Source organism: Yersinia sp. 2466 StPb PI, from assembly GCF_041538325.1.
In the GTDB taxonomy this organism is placed as follows: Bacteria; Pseudomonadota; Gammaproteobacteria; order Enterobacterales; family Enterobacteriaceae; genus Yersinia; species Yersinia enterocolitica_E.
Map to the genome: position 1 here is coordinate 4,482,751 of NZ_JAULSL010000001.1, position 20,450 is coordinate 4,503,200.

Sequence of the window (20,450 nt, forward strand, 5' to 3'; positions counted from 1 at the left end):
TGATAAACGGCATTATTGCTATTTTTTGTACTGTAGCGCCAAGAAATCCTGAGAAAAACTGCTTACCTGTTGCCAATCCGTATATTCAACTTCTTTACTGGTATCCGTTTCGCCGCCCGTCATACGCATAATAAGTTGAATCATCACCCGGTCTATCCAGCGATAACGGGGATAACGCAAAGCGCCCGCAAATACCGTACATAGCGTTGGCTGCCACGGGGTACTGAGTAAGAACTTACGCACATAGGCATTGGTTTGCGGGGATCGCTTTTCCGGCTTGCGTGCTGTCAGATTCACTGCAAAGAACGCACTCGGCATCTGATTAAGTTGTTCAACGTGTTTGTTGACGAATTTACTCAATACTGGGCTGAAGTGCCCATAACGCACCGACGCACCAATCATGACTTGCTGGTATTGATTCAGATCGATTTGCCCTACCTGCGATAAGTCCTGTATTTCACAGGTAGCTGCCGCTGATAACTGTTTAGCTATATAAGAAGCAATAGTCTGTGTTTGGCCATCTCGGCTGGAGTAAAGAATCAGAACTTTCATTGCAATGTTCCTTATGCAGAATTACTCACGCCAGAATGTTGGAGTGAATAGAACCAGCAGGGTGAAAACTTCTAACCGACCAAATAGCATGGTGATCACCAATATCCACTTAGCGGCCGGGTTCATCGACGTGAAGTTATCAGCTACCACCCCCAGACCAGGGCCAAGGTTATTCAGCGTCGCAGTCACCGCTGCGAAAGCAGAGAACTCATCAACACCGGTCGCGATAATAGCCAGCATGCTAATAATAAATACCAGAGCATACGCGGAGAAGAATCCCCAGACCGCCTCCAGGATTCGTTCCGGCAGCGCCCGCCGCCCCAATTTGATGGTATAAACCGCATTCGGGTGGACCAGTCGCTTTAACTCACGCGAACCTTGCAGGTAGAGCAACAGAATACGGATAACTTTCAGGCCGCCACCGGTTGAGCCCGCACAACCACCAATAAACGCAGAACATAATAAGAGTATCGGCAGGAACAACGGCCATTTTGAAATACTGTCAGTGGTGAAACCCGCAGTAGTAGCCATTGATACTACTTGGAAAAATGCCTGATTTATCGTCTCCAGACCGGATTTATAGACATTATGATACCAAAGCACCAAGGTACACACGGCGACCAGTGTCAATTGGACAAAGATAAACATACGGAATTCAGGGTCACGCCAATAAACTTTTAAACTGCGCCCACTCAATACCGCGAAGTGCAAACCAAAGTTACAACCAGAAATCAGCAAGAAGATAGCGATAATGGTGTTAATAGTTGGGCTGTTGAAGTAACCGATACTGGCGTCATGGGTCGAGAAGCCGCCAATCGCAATTGTCGAGAAGCTGTGGGAGATTGCATCAAATACCGACATCCCTGCCCCCCATAAAGACAGCGCGCAAGCAATGGTCAGTAAGACATAGATAAGCCACAGGGTTTTAGCTGTCTCCGCAATGCGGGGCCGCATTTTATTATCTTTCAATGGGCCAGGCATTTCCGCCCGATAGAGCTGCATTCCCCCGACCCCCAAGATAGGCAGGATAGCCACCGCTAACACGATTATCCCCATACCGCCGAGCCATTGCAGCATTTGGCGATAAAATAGAATGGCTTTCGGCAGTGAATCTAACCCTACTAATGTGGTCGCGCCAGTAGTAGTCAGCCCGGAGAATGATTCAAAGAATGCATCCGTTAATGAAAGATTAGGCCGCTCTGAGAATAAGAAAGGTAATGCCCCTACACTGCCCAGCACCGTCCAGAACAGAACCACGATGAGAAAGCCCTCACGAGGCTTTAACTCATGCTTCTGTTTTCGGTTCGGCAACCAAAGAAAGAGGCCAATTGCCAGAGCAACAAAAAAGGTTTCGCTGAAGGCACGGCCGGCACCATCACGATAGATCAATGCCACCAGTCCGGGAATAAACATTGTTCCAGAGAATAAGATGACCAGCAGACCAACAATACGGGTTATGGCACGAAAATGCATTCCGGCACGTTCCTTAGCAATTCACTTGGATGGGGATTATTGCGAAATGGGCGTCAATTGCAACGTACCACGACTGAGATCACGCAATTTGTCCCCAACCTGACTGGCTTGAGTTGCTGGCAAAGAGAGATGAAGCGTTACGAATTGTGCGTACTCACTCCGTATAATCTGGCCTTCAACCTGCTGTAACAAGGTTTCTACTATGGCAAGCTGCCCATAGTCACACTGCAAAGTATATTCTACCTGTGGGACTTTATATTTTACTTCGATCTGTTTTAACGCTTGTTGAACACCGCTACCATAAGCCCTTACTAACCCACCAGTACCGAGTTTGATGCCACCATAATAGCGCACAACTACTGCGGTTATCTCACCAATGCCACTCCCCATCAGTTGAGCCAAGATAGGTTTACCCGCAGTACCTGAGGGCTCACCATCATCAGAAAAACCTAATTGCTGCGAATCCGTCGGCTTGCCGGCAACAAAAGCCCAGCAATGATGCCGGGCGGTGGGATGCTGCTGCTTAACCTGCTGAACAAAATCTTTCGCTTCACTCACCCCACTGGTATGGGCCAGCAAGGTGATAAAACGACTTTTTTTGATCTCTTCGCTGATAGTCACCGGACTTGCAGGGATTAGATAAGGCTGCATCAGGCCAGTTTCAGGTCACGTGTCATGTTCTCAACCCGGTTATCGTGAATAACGATATTATCTTCTATACGAATACCGCCATAAGGCTTCAGCGCATCAATACGTTCCCAATTGAAATACTTGCTGAACTCACCGTTACGCCAAGGTGCCAGCAGAGATTCGATGAAGTACAGACCCGGCTCAATAGTCAGTACCATACGCGGTTGTAAAATACGCGTACAACGCAAGTAAGGATATTTGGATGGTGCGCCAAGATGGGTGCCTTTATCATCTTGCATAAAACCAGCAGTATCATGCACTTGTAGCCCAAGAGGATGGCCTAACCCGTGCGGCAGGAATGGGCAGGTAATGCCTTGTTCGACCATGGCCTCTTCACTGATACCGGTAACCAGATGATGCGTACGCAATAACTTCGCAATGCGCTGGTGCATCTGGATATGGTAATCGGTATAGCGCTCACCACTTTTAATGGTTTTGATCAGTTCAAGCTGCTCGGTATTAAGGTCATTAACCAACGCGGCAAAATCGCTATCACTGTTTGCGGCGTAAGTGCGAGTCAGATCTGCGGCATAACCGTTATATTCCGCACCGGCATCCATCAAGAAACTACGCATTTCTGCCGGAGGCTGATGTTCGAACGTGGTGTAATGAAGTACCGCCGAGTGTTCATTCAGCGCAACAATATTATCGTAAGGGACATCAGTATCACGATGACCGGTAGCCATCAGATAGGCCAGATTGATATCGAACTCACTCATACCGGACTGGAATGCTTCATGTGCTGCACGATGACCGACAACTGCCGTCTTCTGTGCTTCACGCATACAAGCCAGTTCATAATCCGTTTTATAAGAACGATAGAAATGCAGGTAATCCAATACTGGTTGCGGGTTAATGTTTTCAGCACTAAACCCCAGCGCCTGCGCACGTTGTTGGGCATAACCGATATAGGCCACACGCTCCCGTTGCACCGGTAATTGCTGGGCAATATCATCTGCATTGGCTAATGGCTGGATATCGATAGCCTTGGTCCAGAAGCTATCTGGTAATGGCTCAACACTGTGCCAATAATCAACTGGGGAATAAAACCATAATTTTGGTGTATTAACCCCATCGACCCATAACCAACAGTTTGGTACTTGAGTGACCGGCACCCAAGCTTTGAACTGCGCATTGGCTTTAAAAGGATAGTCGCGGTCATCGAGAAAAATACGTTGTAACTCACCGGAATGAATCAGTAAAGCGTCTAACTGATGGCGTTCCAGCACATCGCGGGTGCGCTGTTGTAGAGTGGATAAATGTTCGTTATATAAAGAAGCCAGCGTTTCCATCACAGTACCCTTTGCTATTAGAACTTAATTTTTTTCATCTTATCATAGTCGCCAGAATCATGTTTTAGCGACCGCTTATCTGCCTATCAAATACATTACCCGCCCCCCAAAACTGAATATTTCCCCCTCCAATCCACTGCGAATAAATATGATAGAAATCAATTACCCCATCTGAATGACTGTGATCTTCACTGCAAAAAATCAATCTCTTATTTGCAATTCGTTAACAAAATATCCACACTTCCTGAATATCTGGTCATACCAGATCACATGCGCTTATTCAGGAGATAGATATGCTCTACCAAAGCGAAACACTACAGCTTCACTGGTTGGAAAACGGCATTGCCGAGTTGGTGTTTGATGCACCGGGTTCAGTAAATAAGCTGGATACTAAAACTGTAGCCAATCTGGGTGAAGCCCTAACGGTGTTAGAGAAACAAAGCGAACTCAAAGGGTTGCTGTTGCGCTCCGCCAAAGCGGCCTTTATCGTCGGTGCCGATATCACCGAATTTTTATCCCTGTTTAATGCCCCACCAGAAAAGCTGCACCAGTGGTTGGTTTTTGCTAATGATATTTTCAACCGTCTGGAAGATTTACCGGTTCCGACCATTTCTGCGATCAATGGATATGCATTAGGTGGTGGCTGTGAATGTATTCTGGCCACAGATTTCCGTGTTGCCTCGCCAGAAACACGGATCGGTCTGCCGGAAACCAAGTTGGGCATCATGCCAGGCTTTGGCGGTTCTGTGCGGTTACCACGTTTGTTAGGTGCGGACAGTGCATTAGAAATTATTGCCGCAGGCAAAGATGTGAATGCCGCTGAAGCATTAAAAATTGGTTTGGTTGATGCCGTTGTCACCCCCGAAAAACTGGCCGATGCCGCCCTAATCATGCTGAAACAGGCGATTGACGGCAAGCTGAACTGGAAAGCCGCGCGTCAGCCGAAACTTGACCCACTGAAACTCAATTCAACTGAAGCGGCCATGTGCTTTACCATTGCTAAAGGCATGGTGATGCAAGTCGCCGGGAAGCACTACCCAGCACCACTGGTTGCAGTAAAAACCATCGAAGCTGCCGCTAAACTTGGCCGAGCTGAAGCATTGAAACTGGAAACCAACAGTTTTGTCCCGTTGGCAGGTTCCAATGAAGCACGCGCGTTAGTTGGGATATTCCTCAACGACCAATTTGTGAAAGGGCAGGCGAAAAAACTGTCGAAAGGTGTTAGTGCACCGAAACAAGCAGCAGTTTTGGGCGCCGGGATTATGGGGGGTGGGATTGCCTATCAGTCAGCACTGAAAGGTGTGCCAGTCATTATGAAAGATATTAATGACAAATCCCTGATTCTGGGGATGAACGAAGCGGCCAAATTACTGAATAAACAGTTGGAACGCGGCAAAGTGGATGGCCTGAAAATGGCAAACATTTTAGCGACTATCCAACCCACTCTGGATTACACCGGCATTGAGCGTGCTCAGGTCATTGTGGAAGCGGTAGTGGAAAATCCCAAAATCAAAGCTGCGGTGCTGGCAGAGGCTGAAGCACTGATCGGCGAAGATACGGTACTTGCTTCTAATACCTCTACAATCCCTATCGACCAACTCGCAAAATCACTTAAACGCCCTGAGAATTTCTGCGGTATGCACTTCTTCAACCCCGTGCACCGCATGCCGTTGGTTGAAATCATTCGTGGCAGCAAAACCTCAGATAAAACCATCGCTGCGGTGGTGGCATACGCCACACAAATGGGTAAAACACCAATAGTGGTTAATGATTGCCCAGGCTTCTTCGTTAACCGCGTGTTATTCCCTTATCTGGCTGGCTTTGGCATGTTGGTTAGAGACGGTGCTGACTTCCGCCAAATTGATAAAGTGATGGAAAAACAGTTTGGCTGGCCGATGGGACCAGCCTATCTGCTAGATGTCGTGGGTATTGATACCGCACACCATGCACAAGCCGTGATGGCCGTTGGCTTCCCTGATCGGATGAACAAAGATTATCGCGATGCGGTTGACGTGATGTTCGATAACCAACGATTTGGCCAAAAAAATGGCCAAGGCTTCTACCGCTATACCCAAGATGCAAAAGGTAAGCCGCGTAAAGAAAATGACGAAATTGTGGATAACTTGCTGGCAACAGTTAGCCAACCGATTCAGAAATTCAGTGACGACGATATTATTGCCCGCACCATGATACCGATGATCAATGAAGTGGTGCGATGCCTGGAAGAAGGCATTATTGCCAGCCCAGCCGAAGGTGATATGGCGTTGGTATATGGTCTTGGCTTCCCTCCTTTCCACGGGGGCGTGTTCCGTTATCTCGATACTATCGGCAGTACAAACTATGTCGAAATGGCCCAGCGCTATGCTCACCTTGGCGCGCTGTATCAAGTCCCCGCAGGGCTGAGAGCCAAAGCTGAACACAACGAAAGCTATTATCCTGTGGCAGCAGCGCTGCTTGATGTTTCTACCAGTCAACCGGCATGAGGTCTGAAAATATGGAAAATGTAGTCATTATTGATGCCGTCCGTACACCTATGGGCCGCTCCAAAGGGGGCGCATTCCGTCAGGTTCGGGCTGAAGATCTCTCCGCTCACTTAATGCGTGAGGTTCTGAGCCGTAATCCTGGGCTAAACGCGGCCGAAATTGACGATATCTATTGGGGTTGTGTGCAGCAGACATTGGAGCAGGGTTTTAACATCGCTCGCAATGCTTCTTTACTGGCAGAAATCCCCCATAGCGTACCAGCCGTTACTGTTAATCGCCTGTGTGGTTCATCAATGCAAGCTTTACATGATGGTGCCAGAGCCATCATGGTGGGTGATGCACAAATCAGTTTGATTGGTGGCGTAGAGCATATGGGTCATGTGCCAATGAATCACGGTGTGGACTTCCATCCAGGTATGGGCCGAACTGTGGCTAAAGCCGCCGGAATGATGGGATTAACTGCTGAAATGCTGGCAAAAATCTACAATATCAGCCGCCAATCTCAAGATGAATTTGCTGTTCGCTCTCACCAACGCGCTTATGCCGCGACTCAGACGGGCCATTTTGCCAGTGAGATTGTCGCCACCAATGGGCATGATGCTGATGGTATCCTGAAACGTTTTGATTTCGATGAAGTTATTCGCCCGGAAACTAATCTCGCAGGTTTGGCAGCATTGCGCCCAGCCTTTGATCCGGTCAATGGCACGGTGACTGCCGGAACATCATCTGCATTATCCGACGGCGCTTCTGCCATGCTTATCATGAGTGAATCCCGAGCTAAATCATTAGGTTTAAAACCGCGAGCCCGTATTCGCTCAATGGCCGTGGTGGGTTGCGATCCGTCAACCATGGGTTATGGCCCCGTGCCCGCTAGCCAATTGGCATTAAAACGTGCCGGGCTAACCTTGGAAGATATTGGTTTATTTGAATTAAACGAAGCGTTTGCAGCTCAGTCGCTGGCTTGCATGAAAGGGTTGGGTCTGCTGGAAAGCATGGATGACAAAGTGAACCTGAATGGGGGCGCTATTGCATTAGGCCATCCACTGGGTTGTTCAGGTGCTCGTATCTCTACCACCTTACTTAATCTGATGGAACGCCGTGACGTGCAGTTCGGTTTGGCAACCATGTGTATCGGTTTAGGCCAAGGCATTGCGACCATTTTTGAACGCGTATAACCTCCAAACGAATTAATCTGAAAAATATTAAGGGCCTGAATACAGGCCCTTATAACCGCTGTACCTGGTGTTTAGTTGCCGTTTTCCCGCCTGTCAGGGGCGGGCTTTTTTTATCCGCGATACAAACAACAATATGGATAAAATTTTAATATACCCAAAATAATTGAAGTTGCACTAAGGCAGCTAACACCGATGCAGCTTCAAATATGACTGGTATATTAGATAAAGGCGAAAGCATCACCATAGATATGCGCTTCCTGAGCGCCGCGCTCAGCACAAAAACGCTCACGAGCAATTTTAGCCATTTCAAAACGGCCAGCGATATAGATATCTTGCTCAGCAAGAGAGCCATAGTCTTGTAATACAGCACTCAATACCGTTCCTGTGCGGCCACGCCACCCATCTTCCGGCTGCTCTACCACTGGGATAACTTTCAACTGTGGATACTTAATTGACAGCGCTTCCAGCTCGTTTAGATCATATAAATGCACGGCTTCGCGCCCACCCCAATAGATAGATACTTCACGGTCAGGTTGCTCGGCTAATGCCGCCAATAAAATTGAACGCACATAGGAAAAACCAGTGCCGCCAGCAATCAGGACCAATGGACGTTCACTACCCTCACGGAACCATGCTTCTCCGTGAGGAATATCCACATCCAGCGTTTTCTCTTTCAGAATACGGTCCATCACTGCCATGGCGTACAGATTCAGTTCCGACGCCCCGATATGCAGCTCGATAAAGTCTTGCTGCAACGGCGTGGATGCCATAGAGAATGGGCGCTTATCACGCTCGTCCATTACTACCATCAAATACTGCCCAGCACGGAAAGAAAACGCAGATGCAGGCACCAATTGCACCCGGTACACCGTATCGGTAATGGCCTCTACGGAGGTTACTTTACAGCTTAAAGTTGTCATGCCTTCCCTCTGTCGGGTCATCAAATGCAAAACCAAGGACAAAATCGACGCCGGTTAGCGTTTCGTCTCTTTGTCACTGAAAATGGCGAGCTCATCCCAAATAGCATCAATACGGGCGCGAACGTCTTCATCCATTTTAATTGGACGCCCCCATTCACGCGAAGTCTCAGCAGGCCACTTATTGGTGGCATCCAGCCCCATTTTCGATCCTAAACCGGAAACCGGTGAAGCGAAATCCAAATAATCTATTGGTGTATTTTCAATCAACACCGTATCGCGGGATGGGTCCATTCGGGTCGTAATTGCCCAAATGACATCATTCCAATCACGAGCATTAATATCATCATCACAAACAATAACAAATTTTGTATACATAAACTGACGTAAAAACGACCAAACCCCCATCATTACGCGTTTAGCATGCCCTGCATATTGTTTCTTGATGGTTACAACAGCCAGCCGGTATGAGCACCCCTCGGGCGGAAGATAGAAATCAACAATTTCCGGGAATTGCTTTTGTAAAATAGGAACAAACACTTCATTCAGCGCAACCCCCATCACCGCAGGTTCATCCGGTGGACGACCCGTATAAGTGGAATGGTAAATTGCATCTTTGCGCTGAGTAATATGTGTGACCGTAAAAACAGGGAAGCTATCTATCTCATTATAATAACCCGTATGATCACCATAAGGGCCTTCTGGCGCCATATCACCCTGCTCAATATATCCTTCCAATACAATTTCTGCACTCGCAGGAACTTCAAGTGAGTTGGAAAGGCACTTTACGACCTCTGTTTTATGCCCGCGCAACAAACCGGCAAAAGCATATTCAGACAGCGTATCGGGAACCGGGGTTACCGCAGCCAGAATAGTCGCAGGATCTGCGCCCAAGGCGACGGCGACGGGGAAACGTTCACCGGGGTGTGCTTCACACCACTCTTGATAGTCCAAAGCGCCGCCACGATGGGATAACCAGCGCATAATTAATCTGTTTTTACCCAACACTTGTTGGCGGTAGATACCCAGGTTTTGTCGTTCTTTATGCGGGCCACGCGTAATAGTCAGCCCCCACGATACTAACGGAGCTGCATCCTCAGGCCAGCAATGCATAACTGGAATGCGGCTAAGATCGACATCATCGCCCTGCCAAACTTGCTCCTGACAAGGAGCCGAACTCAAGCATTTCGTTGGCATATTCAACACTTGCTTAAATTTCGGCAGTTTATCGAATAAATCACGGAAACCTTTCGGCGGATCCGGCTCTTTCAGGAAAGCCAACAACTTGCCAACATCTCGCAGGGCGCTGACATCTTCTTGCCCCATGCCCATGGCAACCCGTTTGGCCGTACCAAACAAGTTACACAATACGGGCATTGTGTAACCCTTAGGGTTTTCAAACAGTAATGCAGGCCCACCGGCGCGTAAGGTACGGTCGGCAATTTCTGTCATTTCCAGATAGGGATCAATGGGCTGGCTAATACGTTTAAGTTCACCCCTCTGTTCCAGCAACGAGAGGAAGTCACGTAAGTCACGGTATTTCATGCTGATCATTTCGGCGGCTATGTGATGCGCCATTATAGGCTGTCTTTATAGCAGTTGCTGTCTTTTTGTTAAAAATGAATACAGGCTCACTCAAAAAAATATCATGCTGCAATTTATCGCTAATTATCATCAGTACAAATATGATTTTGTCGATATAAAATAGACTAAATCTTTGTATAACAAACTATATATCCTGACTGATGTATTCTTCCTCTCTATATATATCCTTCTACTTTTGTTATGCTGCCAAGTAGTACTTAAAGGCATGTGAAATTATGAAACACTGGCATTTATTATATTGTAAACGTGGTCAGCTTTTGCGCGCCAAAGAACATTTAGAGCGGCAAACTGTGGATTGCTGGACACCGATAGTGACTATCGAAAAGATAGTGCGAGGGAAACGCATTGAGGCGACTGAGCCCTTATTCCCTAACTATCTGTTTGTGGAGTTCGATCCTGAACATATTCACACCACAACAATCAGCGCAACACGTGGTGTAAGCCACTTCGTCCGTTTTGGCGCACAACCCGCTGTGATCCCAGCAATTGTTATTGCCGAGATGCAATCTCATACAACGGATAAAATCATTGCTCCAGAGGTGCCGGTTCCAGGCGATATCGTGACGATCACTGAGGGTGTTTTTGCTGGGTTACAGGCGATTTATACTGAACCAGACGGTGAAGCGCGCTCAATGTTGTTACTGAACATGCTTAATAGCCAAGTGATGCAAAGTTTGGATAATCGTCAATTCGAAAAGCAATAATATATCTGCCAAGGTAGGCACGCTCGGTACCTACCTTATCAACAACCATCCCCATGGCTTAACGTTGCATATGATCGTCATGTAACCATTGTGCGACTTGCTTGGCGAAATAAGTTAATACCCCATCAGCACCGGCACGCTTAAAGCACAACAGAGACTCCATAACGGTTGGTTTCTCTTGCAGCCAGCCATTCTGGAAGGCAGCCATATGCATAGCATATTCGCCTGACACCTGATAGGCGAAGGTCGGCACACCAAAGGTATCTTTCACCCTACGTACCACATCCAAATATGGCATCCCCGGCTTAACCATTACCATATCAGCACCTTCCTGCAAGTCCTGAGCAATCTCTTGTAAAGCCTCATCACTGTTGGCCGGGTCCATCTGATAGGTTTTCTTATTCCCACCTTTCAGATTACTGCTAGAGCCAATGGCATCACGGAATGGGCCATAGTAGCAAGACGCATATTTCGCTGAATAGGCCATAATTTGCGTATTCACCAACCCTTGTAGCTCTAGTTGATCGCGCACTGCACCGATGCGTCCATCCATCATGTCGCTTGGCGCGACAATCTCGGCACCAGCCTCGGCGTGTGATAACGCCTGACGGACTAAAATCTCTTTAGTTATGTCATTAATGACATAACCATCGGTATCAATTACCCCATCTTGCCCGTGGGTTGTATAAGGATCGAGAGCAACATCAGTAAGGATACCTAACTCTGGTACTGCGTCCTTTAACGCACGCACGGTTCTTTGTACTAAGCCATTCGGATTATAGGCTTCTTCGGCATGTAATGATTTCAAGCTAGATTCAATAACTGGAAACAGCGATATGACCGGCACACCTAGCTTAGCTATGGCCTCAGCTTCTTTCACTAGCAGATCGATCGTCATACGTGAAACACCCGGCATTGACGGGACGGCTTGCTGCTGGTTGGTCCCCTCCATAACAAACACCGGATAGATCAGATCATTGACTGTCAGCTGATTCTCTGCGACCAGACGACGACTGAAATCATGACGGCGCACACGGCGCATACGGCGACCAGGGAAGGTGCCCGGAAATGCATAGCTCATCTTGTTCTCCTAACTCAAACCAACCGGAAAATCCGGCGGGCGTTTTCATCAGTTTTCTGCCCCAGCCATTTAGGGTCTTCTTGTCGCCAGACAGCAACCTGCTGGACGATATGGGGTAGAAAGCAGGGTTCATTGCGGCGGGATGCCGGCTTAGGATGTAAATCCCTTGGCAATAAATAGGGGGCATCTGTTTCTAGCAACAATTGCTGAACAGGAATACGTGGCAGTAACGCCCGCAGCTCAAGACCACGACGCTCATCGCACACCCAACCGGTAATACCAATAGATAAGCCTAATGCCAGACAAGAGTCCAACTCATCAGCCGTGCCAGTAAAACAATGCACAACCGCAGCGGGGAGCTTATCTAGCCAAGGCGCAAGCAAGGCAATGAAACGTTCGTGGGCATCGCGGCAATGTAAAAATACCGGCAGTTCGAGTTCGGCAGCCAGCGCCAGCTGTGCAGTAAATGCGACTTCTTGTGCTACTGGAGTAGAAAAATTGCGGTTAAAATCCAGTCCGCATTCACCAATAGCGACTACTGCCGCATTCGCTGCTAATAATCTGATTTGCTGTTCAACATCTATTTGCCAACAACTCGCCTGATGGGGATGAACACCCGCAGTTGACCAGCAGTAGCCGGGATAGGCAAGGGTAAGCTCCAGTGCCGCCTGACTTTCTTCAGCATCAGTACCAGTAATAAGCATACCGGTAACTGCAGCAGTTTTGGCTCTGTTGACCACTTGATCGTAATCTTTGGCAAATTGCGCGCTGGTTAAATTCACACCAATATCAAACATGAACGTTCCAAAACAGAAGCCGCCTCAAAGGGCGGCTAAAATATCCAGGCATATACCCACAGATTTAAGGTACTTTCGGATGGCTATCCGCTTCTTCATCCTCTTCGTCAATATCTACCCGGCGTTGCTTACCCGTATAAAAACGAGCAAAGAACACCCCAACCTCAAAGAGCAGATACATCGGGATCGCCAATAATGTCTGAGACAGTACATCTGGCGGGGTGAGAAGCATGCCGACAACAAAAGCGCCGACAAATACATAAGGGCGTTTTTTCTTCAATGCCTCGGGCGTTGTAACCCCTGCCCAGCACAGTAGAATTATCGCAATTGGGACTTCAAAAGAAATACCAAAAGCCATAAAGAGCGCCATAACAAAATCAAGGTATTTAGTGATATCCGTGGCAATCAGCACGCTTTCCGGTGCTGTTTTGGCAAAAAAACCAAAAGCTAACGGGAAAACCACAAAGTAAGCAAATGCCATACCCAGATAAAACAATAGGCTGCTGGAGATAAGCAGCGGCACCATCAGACGGCGTTCATGCTTATATAACGCTGGGGCAATGAAAGCCCACACCTGATAAAGGATCATCGGTGCGGAAACAAACACCGAGACCATCATGGTCAATTTAATCGGGGTAAAGAAAGGTGATGCAACATCTGTTGCGATCATACTGGCACCGGCGGGCAACTGTTTGATTAACGGTGCTGATACCAAGTGATAAATATCATTGGCAAAAAATACCAATACCAGAAAAACCACCAAAATAGTGATTATGCAATTCAATAGCCGCTTACGCAGTTCTATCAAATGAGTGATTAAGGGTTGGGTATCATCAACAGCCATGTTTACCGATCGCCGCCAGGTTGGTGAGTTCGAGATTGTTCAGTACTGAATGAATCAGTGCTATGGGAGTCAGTTGCGGTAGTTTGGACCTTGGTTACGGATGGATTCGTAACAGTCACAAGATCCCCGGCTACAGTAGGAATAGGCTTAACAGATTCCTCAACCTGAACTACGGGTTTCTCAACGCCAGCAGGCACAGTTTCAACAGTTGGTTTAATTGTCACCAACGCGCCCGCATTATCGACATCAGGAATTTGCGGTGATGCCGAAACTTGAGTTGCGGACTCCGCAGGCGTAACACCATCATGAATCGCTTCCGGCTCAGTCACCAGTGGATTATGGATAGTATGCGGTGCCTGGGAGCTAACGTCTGAGTGATAAGAACGTTTCAGCGCTTCTGCGGCTTCCTTAAGTTCATCCATCGAAGCTTTCAACTCCGGTGTCAGATTCTGCAAGCCAGCCTGTTCTGCTTTTTTCAGGCTGTCTTGCAACTCTTGAATCTTAAGTTCTTGTGCCAACTCGTTTTGTACGGTTGCCGCCAGTGAACGTAGTGTACGAATCCAACCGGCAACCGTTCTTACAGCAACCGGTAATCTTTCCGGCCCAAGCACGACTAGGCCGATCACAAGTACCAGCAGCAGTTCACTAAACCCGATGTCGAACACAGCTTATCCCTGCTCTTTGTCGTGACTCTTAGACTCTTCAGCTTTAACTACCGGCTGCTGTTTTTCAGTAATCGATTTTGCAAAATCAGCATCATTGCTGGTTTTATCAGTGTTAGTTGGAGGAGTCTGTGGATCATCACCAATTGCCTTTTTAAAGCCTTTGATGGATGCACCCAGGTCTGACCCCAAAGTCCGCAGTTTGTTCGTGCCAAACAGCAGAACGACAATCACGGCAATGATTAACAACTGCCAAATACTTATACCGCCCATCACATTCACCTCTATATTACAGGGGTTATTCCACAGAGGGCCGCATTATACGTCATACTGCCTCTTTGGATACTAATCTAACTTACCGCATTTTGAACTCGCGCATAGCGTTTTTAACTGATGAATGACTTCTTGAACAACTTTTACATAACACTCATACATAACGCCCAAGCTATGCTCTCGCCCATTAACCGGCACTCTTAGCAATAAACAAATTAACTGGTTCGTCGCCAACCGATAAACCAAGCCAATGCGCCTGCGATAATACATCCCGTAGAGATTTCTACCGCATCCGCCAAAAATAAAATGGTACCACTGACTAATAGTGTAGCGCCAACACCGAACAAATACCGTGACTGACCCTGACGTTGTTGCTGACCTTGCATCTGGGTGGTTAGTTTATCAACACTTTGCTGTAATAATTTATGTTGCTGCAAGCTGTCGTAAACCAATTCCGGCAACTCAGGAAATTTTTCTGCCCAAAAAGGTGCCTTTTCTTTCAATGCCCGGATAACAGCAGGCAGACCGACTTGATCCCGTAGCCAGCTTTCCAGGAACGGTTTCGCTGTTGTCCAGAGATCAAGCTGAGGATACAACTGACGACCCAAGCCTTCGACATACAATAAGGTTTTTTGTAGCAGAACCAACTGTGGCTGCACTTCCATATTAAAGCGGCGCGCAGTGTTAAAGAGATTCAACAACACATGTCCAAACGATATTTCGGCCAGTGGTTTTTCAAAAATGGGTTCACAAACAGTGCGAATAGCGAACTCAAAATCCTCAACATTGGTATCACGGGGAACCCAGCCTGAATCAACGTGCAGTTCCGCAACCCGCCGATAATCCCTATTAAAGAAAGCAATAAAGTTTTCAGCCAAATAGCGCTTATCTGCTTTGTTCAATGAGCCTACAATACCGCAGTCAATACCGATGTAAAGTGGATCATGAGGATGCTCATAGCTGACAAAAATATTCCCCGGATGCATATCTGCATGGAAAAAACTGTCACGAAAAACTTGGGTGAAGAAGACTTGAACCCCACGTTCGGCCAGCAACTTCATATTGGTACCTTGGCTTTCTAAAGCCGTAATATCAGATACCGGAATGCCGTAAATACGCTCCATCACCAATACACTTTCCCGGCAATAATCGGAATAGACTTCGGGAATATAGAGCATTGGGCTGTTTTCAAAATTACGACGTAATTGGATAGCATTAGCTGCCTCACGCAGCAGGTTCAGCTCATCAAGCAGGGTTTTTTCGTATTCACGCACCACTTCGCGTGGCCGTAATCTACGTCCATCAGGCAACAACTTAGGTACCCAGCCAGCCAGCCGGTACATCAAGCGCACATCTGCTTTGATAATCGGCAAGATATCAGGGCGAATCACTTTCAGGACCACTTCCTGACCGTTCTCTTTTAAACGCGCCGTATGTACCTGAGCAATTGAGGCGGAGGCCAAAGCTTGCTGATCAAAATCGTCAAACCAGGTTTCTAATGGCCCACCCATTGCTATTTCAATATACTTTCGTGCGAGTGCGCCATCAAATGAAGCAACCCGGTCTTGTAATAGGGCAAGTTGATCGGCAATTTCCGGTGGGAAGAGATCACGGCGAGTAGACATCATCTGACCAAATTTGATCCAGACTGGTCCTAATTCTTGTAAGGCAAGGCGTAAACGCTCACCCAATGGCTTATCTTTATGTCGATTCGGCAACCAGAAAAACAGATGACGGCCAATACGTAGTGGTAACGTCAAACGGATATTCGGGATTAACTCATCTAACCCGTAGCTCAAGAAAACCCGAATAATTAGATACAGGCGCCGAAGTTCTCCTGGCGTCATTATTTTTTCTCCATGGTTGCCAATCTGGCATTCAATGCCTCAGTTGCACGGGCTGTGGCATCAACCTCTTCGTTAAACCACACCACTTCCAGCGGTGCTGGAGCCACTTTCCATTCTTCGGTTATTGCTTCAGCCAGATAGTGTTGTTGCTGCTGCAATTGTCCACTCAGAAAATAGCTACTTTTATGCGCAACCTGCCCGATGGTTTCCGCGGCAATATCACCGATATAGGGCGCCAGCCACTCAGCCGGATCCCACTCAGCAAGATCCAAAAGCGCGACAACTTGCTGAACCACTTGTATATCGCCTTCAACAATCAGTTTACCGCTACGCATCAAAGGTGAAAGTTGCTGGCGATCCCGCAGTTTTGCCAACACAGCAACTTCCGTTTTAACTATGCAATCCGCATCACCATCCCATTGACTTAACACGTCAACCTGCCGTTCACTAAATACCAACAGCAAAGGAAAATTGATCTCACGTAACTCGATCCGCAGGACTTTCCCTACCAAGCGTAAACGTGCAGCCTTCATGCTTTTATCGCGAAACAGCACACTGTTTAATGATGTTTCTATCGCAGCAGTAATGAGTTGCGACAGCAACATAGGTTTCAGTGAGAAGGATTTAGATATCAGTGATTTTAGCGGCATAGCCATATTCCTGTTAAAACTTAAAGCCCCGATGTAACGCAACAATGCCACCGGTTAAATTGGAATAGGTTACGTTTTCAAACCCGGCATCTACCATCATGCCTTTCAGCGTTTCTTGATCGGGGTGCATCCGAATAGACTCCGCTAAATAACGGTAACTTTCAGAGTCCTGGGCCACAAGTTCGCCAATCTTGGGCAAAATATGGAAGGAATAAGCATCGTAGGCTTTGCTCAAAGGTTCCAGAAGTGGTTTGGAGAATTCGAGAACCAACAAACGACCACCGGGCTTTAATACCCGAAACATAGAGCGTAAGGCTTTTTCTTTTTCGGTTACATTTCGCAGGCCAAATGAAATGGTAATACAATCAAAGTAATTATCAGGGAAAGGTAAAGCCTCAGCATTAGCCTGCACATAACTGACATTACCTACAATACCTTTGTCACGTAGCTTTTCTCTACCCATACGCAACATCGATTCATTGATATCAGCCAGAACCACTTCACCCTGCTCACCCACAAGGCGAGAGAACTTGGCCGTTAAATCTCCGGTGCCACCCGCCAGATCTAATACCCGTTGACCGCGCCGAACACCACTACAGTCAATGGTAAAACGCTTCCAAATACGGTGAACACCGAACGACATCAGGTCATTCATCAGATCGTATTTGGCGGCTACGGAATGAAAAACTTCTGCCACCATGCCTTCTTTCTGTTCTTTGGCTACGGTGCGGAAACCAAAATGAGTGGTTTCCTTCTCCTGATCTACCATTTTCTGTGCCTGCTTTTCAGTCAATCTTTCGAGGAAGTGTACCAGAACTCCGATGAAAGCCCCACCTCACCTGGTATTAAGGTAACTGCTTATTCGCAGTATTCTCAACATCATACAGAAGAGGACCATGCAACTAACCCTGATACTTCAGCGGTGCCGAATCATTTATATCCTTCTTACACAAAACTACAGCGGCATTAGTAGCTCTCATCCGCGTCACTGATTATAAGCTAACTCAGCGGTGCCACTCATGTTGCCTTACTGCAATCCTGATTGCTTTGGATATGTCTCTGACTCAGCATCATCAGATAGCGCTAAATCGCCTTCTGGTTGATGCTCAGCGCTGGCTCTTTCTGCCAGTAATGGGCTAATAGGCCGTTTTACCTCGACCCCCAGAGTGCGAAAACTTTCTACTTGCCCAATCAGGTTACCACGGCCTTGCGACAGTTTGTTCATTGCCTGACGATAACTTAGGTGCGCTTTATCGAGGCTTTGCCCCAACGACTCCATATCATCAACAAATAAGCGCAACTTGTCATAGAGTTTGGCTGCCCTATCGGCAATACGCTGTGCATTCTGGCTTTGATGCTCGTAACGCCATAAATTAGTAATCGTCCGCAAAGCCACCAGCAATGTTGTCGGGCTAACCAACATAATATTGTGCTGTAGTGCTTCACTTATCAACTCTGGCTGGCGATCAATGGCCACCAGAAATGCAGGTTCCACCGGAATAAACATCAATACATAATCAAGCGACCGCAACCCCGGAAGTTGTTGGTAATCCTTACGGCCTAACATTCTAATATGGGCGCGCAGCGATGATAAATGCTCATTGAGTGCTACTTCTCGCTCAGCGTCATCTTCGCTATTAAAATAGCGCTCATATGCAACCAACGACATTTTAGCGTCAATCACCACATCTTTACCCTGTGGTAAGCGCACAATGACATCTGGCTGCATACGACTGTTGCTATCAAGCTTTACACTTACCTGAGTTTGATACTCATAACCTTCACGCAGCCCAGAAGCTTCAAGCACTTTAGCCAGAACGACTTCCCCCCAGTTCCCCTGCGTTTTATTATCACCTTTCAGTGCTTTAGTCAGGTTTAGTGCTTCTCGCGCCATTTGAGCATTCAATTGTTGCAGACTGCGTATTTCATGGGTCAGCGTGTGGCGCTCTCTGGCTTCTTGTCCAAAGCTATCCTGAACCTGACGGCGGAAACCATCCAACTGTTCCCGTAAAGGCAGTAATAAGCGGTCCAGACTTTGTTTATTTTGTTCGTCCGCACGACGGCCAGTTTGTTCAAAGATGCGGTTCGCCAGATTTTCGAATTGTGTGGTCAGCCGCTGTTCACTGTTAATGAGAAGTCGCTGTTTTTCCTCGCCAGTCAGACGTGTTTCTTCCAAACGGATAGTGACTTCGCGCAGTTCCGCCTCTTGGGCGCTATTCACTTCTCTTTGAGCACGGAGTTCTTGATTGAGTTGATCACATTCATTACGCCAATGAGCTAACTGTTGCAGTTTTTCAGCATTTGCTGCCAATTGGCTGTGCAAACTACGTTGTTCCAATTCATCTTGCCGTAATTGCTGCTCATTGCGCTGTAAAGCAGTTTGTAGCTCGACAATATTCTGCTGCGCCTGCTGTAAGGACTGCTCTAGTAATCGCCGTTCTATATCCTGTTGCGCTTTATTCCGTTGCTGGTACAAGCTGGCAATTAGCCAACCAATAAGTCCACCGATAAGGCAGCCTGCCAGTCCATAAAATAAACTGATATCCACGGTTATCTCCCCATTAACCTATTGTCAGTCAAGGTAAGGGGATACTGTATGGATGTCCAGAGTGTTTTTCCGTTACATGCTATCTTGCGAAGCTGTGCGCATAAATAACACACAGTCCAAAAAACGCTCACCTTGCGACCCCAAATAGGTTAAAACAGCTATCCATTGACGAACGGCGTGCCACTTACGTACTTAATCTATCCAGTGAGATAGCCATTGAATGCCGAACGCGCCCGGAGCCAGAATACCGAAGGCCCAAATTAGAGCGGAAGTGATGTTGGCTAACTGAAAGTAGAACTTTGGCATAGCACAGATCCCGGCAACCAAAGGAACAACTGCGCGTAGTGGGCCAAAGAAGCGGCCAATAAACGCGCCAAAGAATCCCCAACGCTCAAAGAATGCATGGCCACGAACGAGTAACTGAGGATTGCGAGAAAGTGGCCACAAAGTGCCTACTCGGTCTTTGTAATGGACACCAACCCAATAGGAGAGCCAGTCGCCAAAGAAAGCACCTGCCGCAGCAGCGGCCCAAATGGGCCAGAAAGAGATACCACTTTCACCAATTAGCGCCCCCAATCCGAGCAAGATGACCGTTGCAGGTAGCAGTAAAGAAAGAAAAGCTAGCGACTCACCAAAAGCCAGGATAAAGACGATAGGAATCGCCCATGCTTCGTGTTCACGAACAAAATCGATAACGATAGTAATGACATCATTCAGGGTCACATGCATTTTCCTGTTAGCAACATAGTTGCTATTAGCATACCCAATGTGTCGTGATCTTTGTTTAACAAAAAATAAACGGCCGGAAGATTCCGACCGTTTATAGACTCAAGATCATTGCCGTTACAGCAAGGCTG

19 protein-coding genes are annotated in these 20,450 nt (G+C 47.3%); 3 read left to right on the top strand and 16 right to left on the bottom strand.

Annotation, left to right across the window (positions count from 1 at the left end; all coding sequences use genetic code 11):
* Positions 1-18 precede the first annotated feature (18 nt).
* From hemG to pepQ, 4 genes are read right to left on the bottom strand one after another with little or no spacing between them, the layout of a single operon-like run.
* Positions 19-552 carry a menaquinone-dependent protoporphyrinogen IX dehydrogenase gene (gene hemG, locus Q2T72_RS20240; protein ID WP_083162034.1) on the bottom strand — a complete coding sequence of 178 codons (534 nt, stop codon included), beginning with the start codon at positions 550-552 and terminating at the stop codon, positions 19-21.
* Positions 553-573: 21 nt separating this feature from the next.
* Positions 574-2,025: a Trk system potassium transporter TrkH gene (gene trkH / locus Q2T72_RS20245; protein ID WP_083162032.1), complete on the bottom strand. Its 1,452-nt coding sequence runs from the start codon at positions 2,023-2,025 to the stop codon at positions 574-576.
* A gap of 36 nt (positions 2,026-2,061) precedes the next feature.
* On the bottom strand, positions 2,062-2,676 hold the full coding sequence (locus Q2T72_RS20250; RefSeq protein ID WP_083162030.1) for an IMPACT family protein: 615 nt from the start codon (positions 2,674-2,676) through the stop codon (positions 2,062-2,064).
* Positions 2,676-4,007, bottom strand: coding sequence for a Xaa-Pro dipeptidase (gene pepQ, locus Q2T72_RS20255; protein ID WP_083162028.1), 1,332 nt, complete (start codon positions 4,005-4,007; stop codon positions 2,676-2,678). The genes Q2T72_RS20250 and pepQ overlap by 1 nt, the downstream gene beginning before the upstream one ends.
* A 293-nt stretch (positions 4,008-4,300) precedes the next feature.
* On the opposite strand from pepQ, the gene fadB reads away from it, so the two are divergent.
* Both fadB and fadA read left to right on the top strand, forming a co-directional pair.
* The gene (gene fadB / locus Q2T72_RS20260) at positions 4,301-6,490 is read left to right on the top strand and encodes a fatty acid oxidation complex subunit alpha FadB (protein WP_372569737.1); all 2,190 of its coding nucleotides are present in this window, start codon (positions 4,301-4,303) and stop codon (positions 6,488-6,490) included.
* An 11-nt stretch (positions 6,491-6,501) separates the two neighbouring features.
* On the top strand, positions 6,502-7,665 hold the full coding sequence (fadA, locus tag Q2T72_RS20265) for an acetyl-CoA C-acyltransferase FadA (RefSeq protein WP_372569738.1): 1,164 nt from the start codon (positions 6,502-6,504) through the stop codon (positions 7,663-7,665).
* Between the two features lie 218 nt (positions 7,666-7,883).
* Here the strand turns inward: fadA and fre are convergent, their stop codons facing one another.
* Positions 7,884-8,585 carry an NAD(P)H-flavin reductase gene (gene fre, locus Q2T72_RS20270; protein WP_083162022.1) on the bottom strand — a complete coding sequence of 234 codons (702 nt, stop codon included), beginning with the start codon at positions 8,583-8,585 and terminating at the stop codon, positions 7,884-7,886.
* 54 nt (positions 8,586-8,639) lie between these two features.
* The gene (gene ubiD, locus Q2T72_RS20275) at positions 8,640-10,136 is read right to left on the bottom strand and encodes a 4-hydroxy-3-polyprenylbenzoate decarboxylase (protein ID WP_083164017.1); all 1,497 of its coding nucleotides are present in this window, start codon (positions 10,134-10,136) and stop codon (positions 8,640-8,642) included.
* A 266-nt stretch (positions 10,137-10,402) separates the two neighbouring features.
* Here ubiD and rfaH point away from each other — a divergent pair, with 266 nt between their 5' ends.
* Entirely contained in the window at positions 10,403-10,891 is a 489-nt protein-coding gene (rfaH, locus tag Q2T72_RS20280; RefSeq protein ID WP_083162020.1) for a transcription/translation regulatory transformer protein RfaH, read from the top strand.
* Between the two features lie 58 nt (positions 10,892-10,949).
* Here the strand turns inward: rfaH and hemB are convergent, their stop codons facing one another.
* The 10 genes from hemB to Q2T72_RS20330 all read right to left on the bottom strand — a co-directional run bounded on the left by hemB (position 10,950) and on the right by Q2T72_RS20330 (position 20,316).
* On the bottom strand, positions 10,950-11,972 hold the full coding sequence (gene hemB / locus Q2T72_RS20285) for a porphobilinogen synthase (RefSeq protein ID WP_083162018.1): 1,023 nt from the start codon (positions 11,970-11,972) through the stop codon (positions 10,950-10,952).
* 14 nt (positions 11,973-11,986) lie between these two features.
* A complete protein-coding gene (gene tatD, locus Q2T72_RS20290) occupies positions 11,987-12,769 on the bottom strand; it encodes a 3'-5' ssDNA/RNA exonuclease TatD (protein WP_372569739.1) in 783 nt (260 codons plus the stop codon).
* A 64-nt stretch (positions 12,770-12,833) separates the two neighbouring features.
* Positions 12,834-13,613 carry a Sec-independent protein translocase subunit TatC gene (gene tatC / locus Q2T72_RS20295; protein ID WP_083162014.1) on the bottom strand — a complete coding sequence of 260 codons (780 nt, stop codon included), beginning with the start codon at positions 13,611-13,613 and terminating at the stop codon, positions 12,834-12,836.
* 2 nt (positions 13,614-13,615) lie between these two features.
* On the bottom strand, positions 13,616-14,278 hold the full coding sequence (tatB, locus tag Q2T72_RS20300; protein ID WP_083162012.1) for a Sec-independent protein translocase protein TatB: 663 nt from the start codon (positions 14,276-14,278) through the stop codon (positions 13,616-13,618).
* A gap of 3 nt (positions 14,279-14,281) precedes the next feature.
* Entirely contained in the window at positions 14,282-14,548 is a 267-nt protein-coding gene (gene tatA / locus Q2T72_RS20305) for a Sec-independent protein translocase subunit TatA (RefSeq protein ID WP_083162010.1), read from the bottom strand.
* A 215-nt stretch (positions 14,549-14,763) separates the two neighbouring features.
* A complete protein-coding gene (gene ubiB, locus Q2T72_RS20310; protein ID WP_083162008.1) occupies positions 14,764-16,395 on the bottom strand; it encodes a ubiquinone biosynthesis regulatory protein kinase UbiB in 1,632 nt (543 codons plus the stop codon).
* Positions 16,395-17,045, bottom strand: coding sequence for an SCP2 domain-containing protein (locus tag Q2T72_RS20315; protein ID WP_372569740.1), 651 nt, complete (start codon positions 17,043-17,045; stop codon positions 16,395-16,397). The genes ubiB and Q2T72_RS20315 overlap by 1 nt, the downstream gene beginning before the upstream one ends.
* A gap of 13 nt (positions 17,046-17,058) precedes the next feature.
* The gene (gene ubiE / locus Q2T72_RS20320) at positions 17,059-17,814 is read right to left on the bottom strand and encodes a bifunctional demethylmenaquinone methyltransferase/2-methoxy-6-polyprenyl-1,4-benzoquinol methylase UbiE (protein WP_083162004.1); all 756 of its coding nucleotides are present in this window, start codon (positions 17,812-17,814) and stop codon (positions 17,059-17,061) included.
* A gap of 258 nt (positions 17,815-18,072) precedes the next feature.
* Complete coding sequence (gene rmuC, locus Q2T72_RS20325) at positions 18,073-19,593, bottom strand: DNA recombination protein RmuC (RefSeq protein WP_193784764.1); 1,521 nt, start codon at positions 19,591-19,593, stop codon at positions 18,073-18,075.
* Between the two features lie 192 nt (positions 19,594-19,785).
* Positions 19,786-20,316 (bottom strand): DedA family protein, encoded by a 531-nt coding sequence (locus tag Q2T72_RS20330; RefSeq protein ID WP_083164014.1) that lies wholly within the window; start codon positions 20,314-20,316, stop codon positions 19,786-19,788.
* Between the last annotated feature and the right edge of the window lie 134 nt (positions 20,317-20,450).

Excerpts from the sequence above, each read along its gene's own strand:
- pepQ (WP_083162028.1), bottom strand. The coding sequence starts at position 4,007 with ATGGAAACGCTGGCTTCTTTATATAACGAACATTTATCCACTCTACAA.
- trkH (WP_083162032.1), bottom strand. The coding sequence starts at position 2,025 with ATGCATTTTCGTGCCATAACCCGTATTGTTGGTCTGCTGGTCATCTTA.
- tatA (WP_083162010.1), bottom strand. The coding sequence starts at position 14,548 with ATGGGCGGTATAAGTATTTGGCAGTTGTTAATCATTGCCGTGATTGTC.
- Q2T72_RS20315 (WP_372569740.1), bottom strand. The coding sequence starts at position 17,045 with ATGCCGCTAAAATCACTGATATCTAAATCCTTCTCACTGAAACCTATG.
- ubiB (WP_083162008.1), bottom strand. The coding sequence starts at position 16,395 with ATGACGCCAGGAGAACTTCGGCGCCTGTATCTAATTATTCGGGTTTTC.
- Q2T72_RS20250 (WP_083162030.1), bottom strand. The coding sequence starts at position 2,676 with ATGCAGCCTTATCTAATCCCTGCAAGTCCGGTGACTATCAGCGAAGAG.
- ubiE (WP_083162004.1), bottom strand. The coding sequence starts at position 17,814 with ATGGTAGATCAGGAGAAGGAAACCACTCATTTTGGTTTCCGCACCGTA.
- hemB (WP_083162018.1), bottom strand. The coding sequence starts at position 11,972 with ATGAGCTATGCATTTCCGGGCACCTTCCCTGGTCGCCGTATGCGCCGT.
- tatC (WP_083162014.1), bottom strand. The coding sequence starts at position 13,613 with ATGGCTGTTGATGATACCCAACCCTTAATCACTCATTTGATAGAACTG.
- fre (WP_083162022.1), bottom strand. The coding sequence starts at position 8,585 with ATGACAACTTTAAGCTGTAAAGTAACCTCCGTAGAGGCCATTACCGAT.
- hemG (WP_083162034.1), bottom strand. The coding sequence starts at position 552 with ATGAAAGTTCTGATTCTTTACTCCAGCCGAGATGGCCAAACACAGACT.
- fadB (WP_372569737.1), top strand. The coding sequence starts at position 4,301 with ATGCTCTACCAAAGCGAAACACTACAGCTTCACTGGTTGGAAAACGGC.
- fadA (WP_372569738.1), top strand. The coding sequence starts at position 6,502 with ATGGAAAATGTAGTCATTATTGATGCCGTCCGTACACCTATGGGCCGC.
- ubiD (WP_083164017.1), bottom strand. The coding sequence starts at position 10,136 with ATGATCAGCATGAAATACCGTGACTTACGTGACTTCCTCTCGTTGCTG.
- rfaH (WP_083162020.1), top strand. The coding sequence starts at position 10,403 with ATGAAACACTGGCATTTATTATATTGTAAACGTGGTCAGCTTTTGCGC.
- tatD (WP_372569739.1), bottom strand. The coding sequence starts at position 12,769 with ATGTTTGATATTGGTGTGAATTTAACCAGCGCGCAATTTGCCAAAGAT.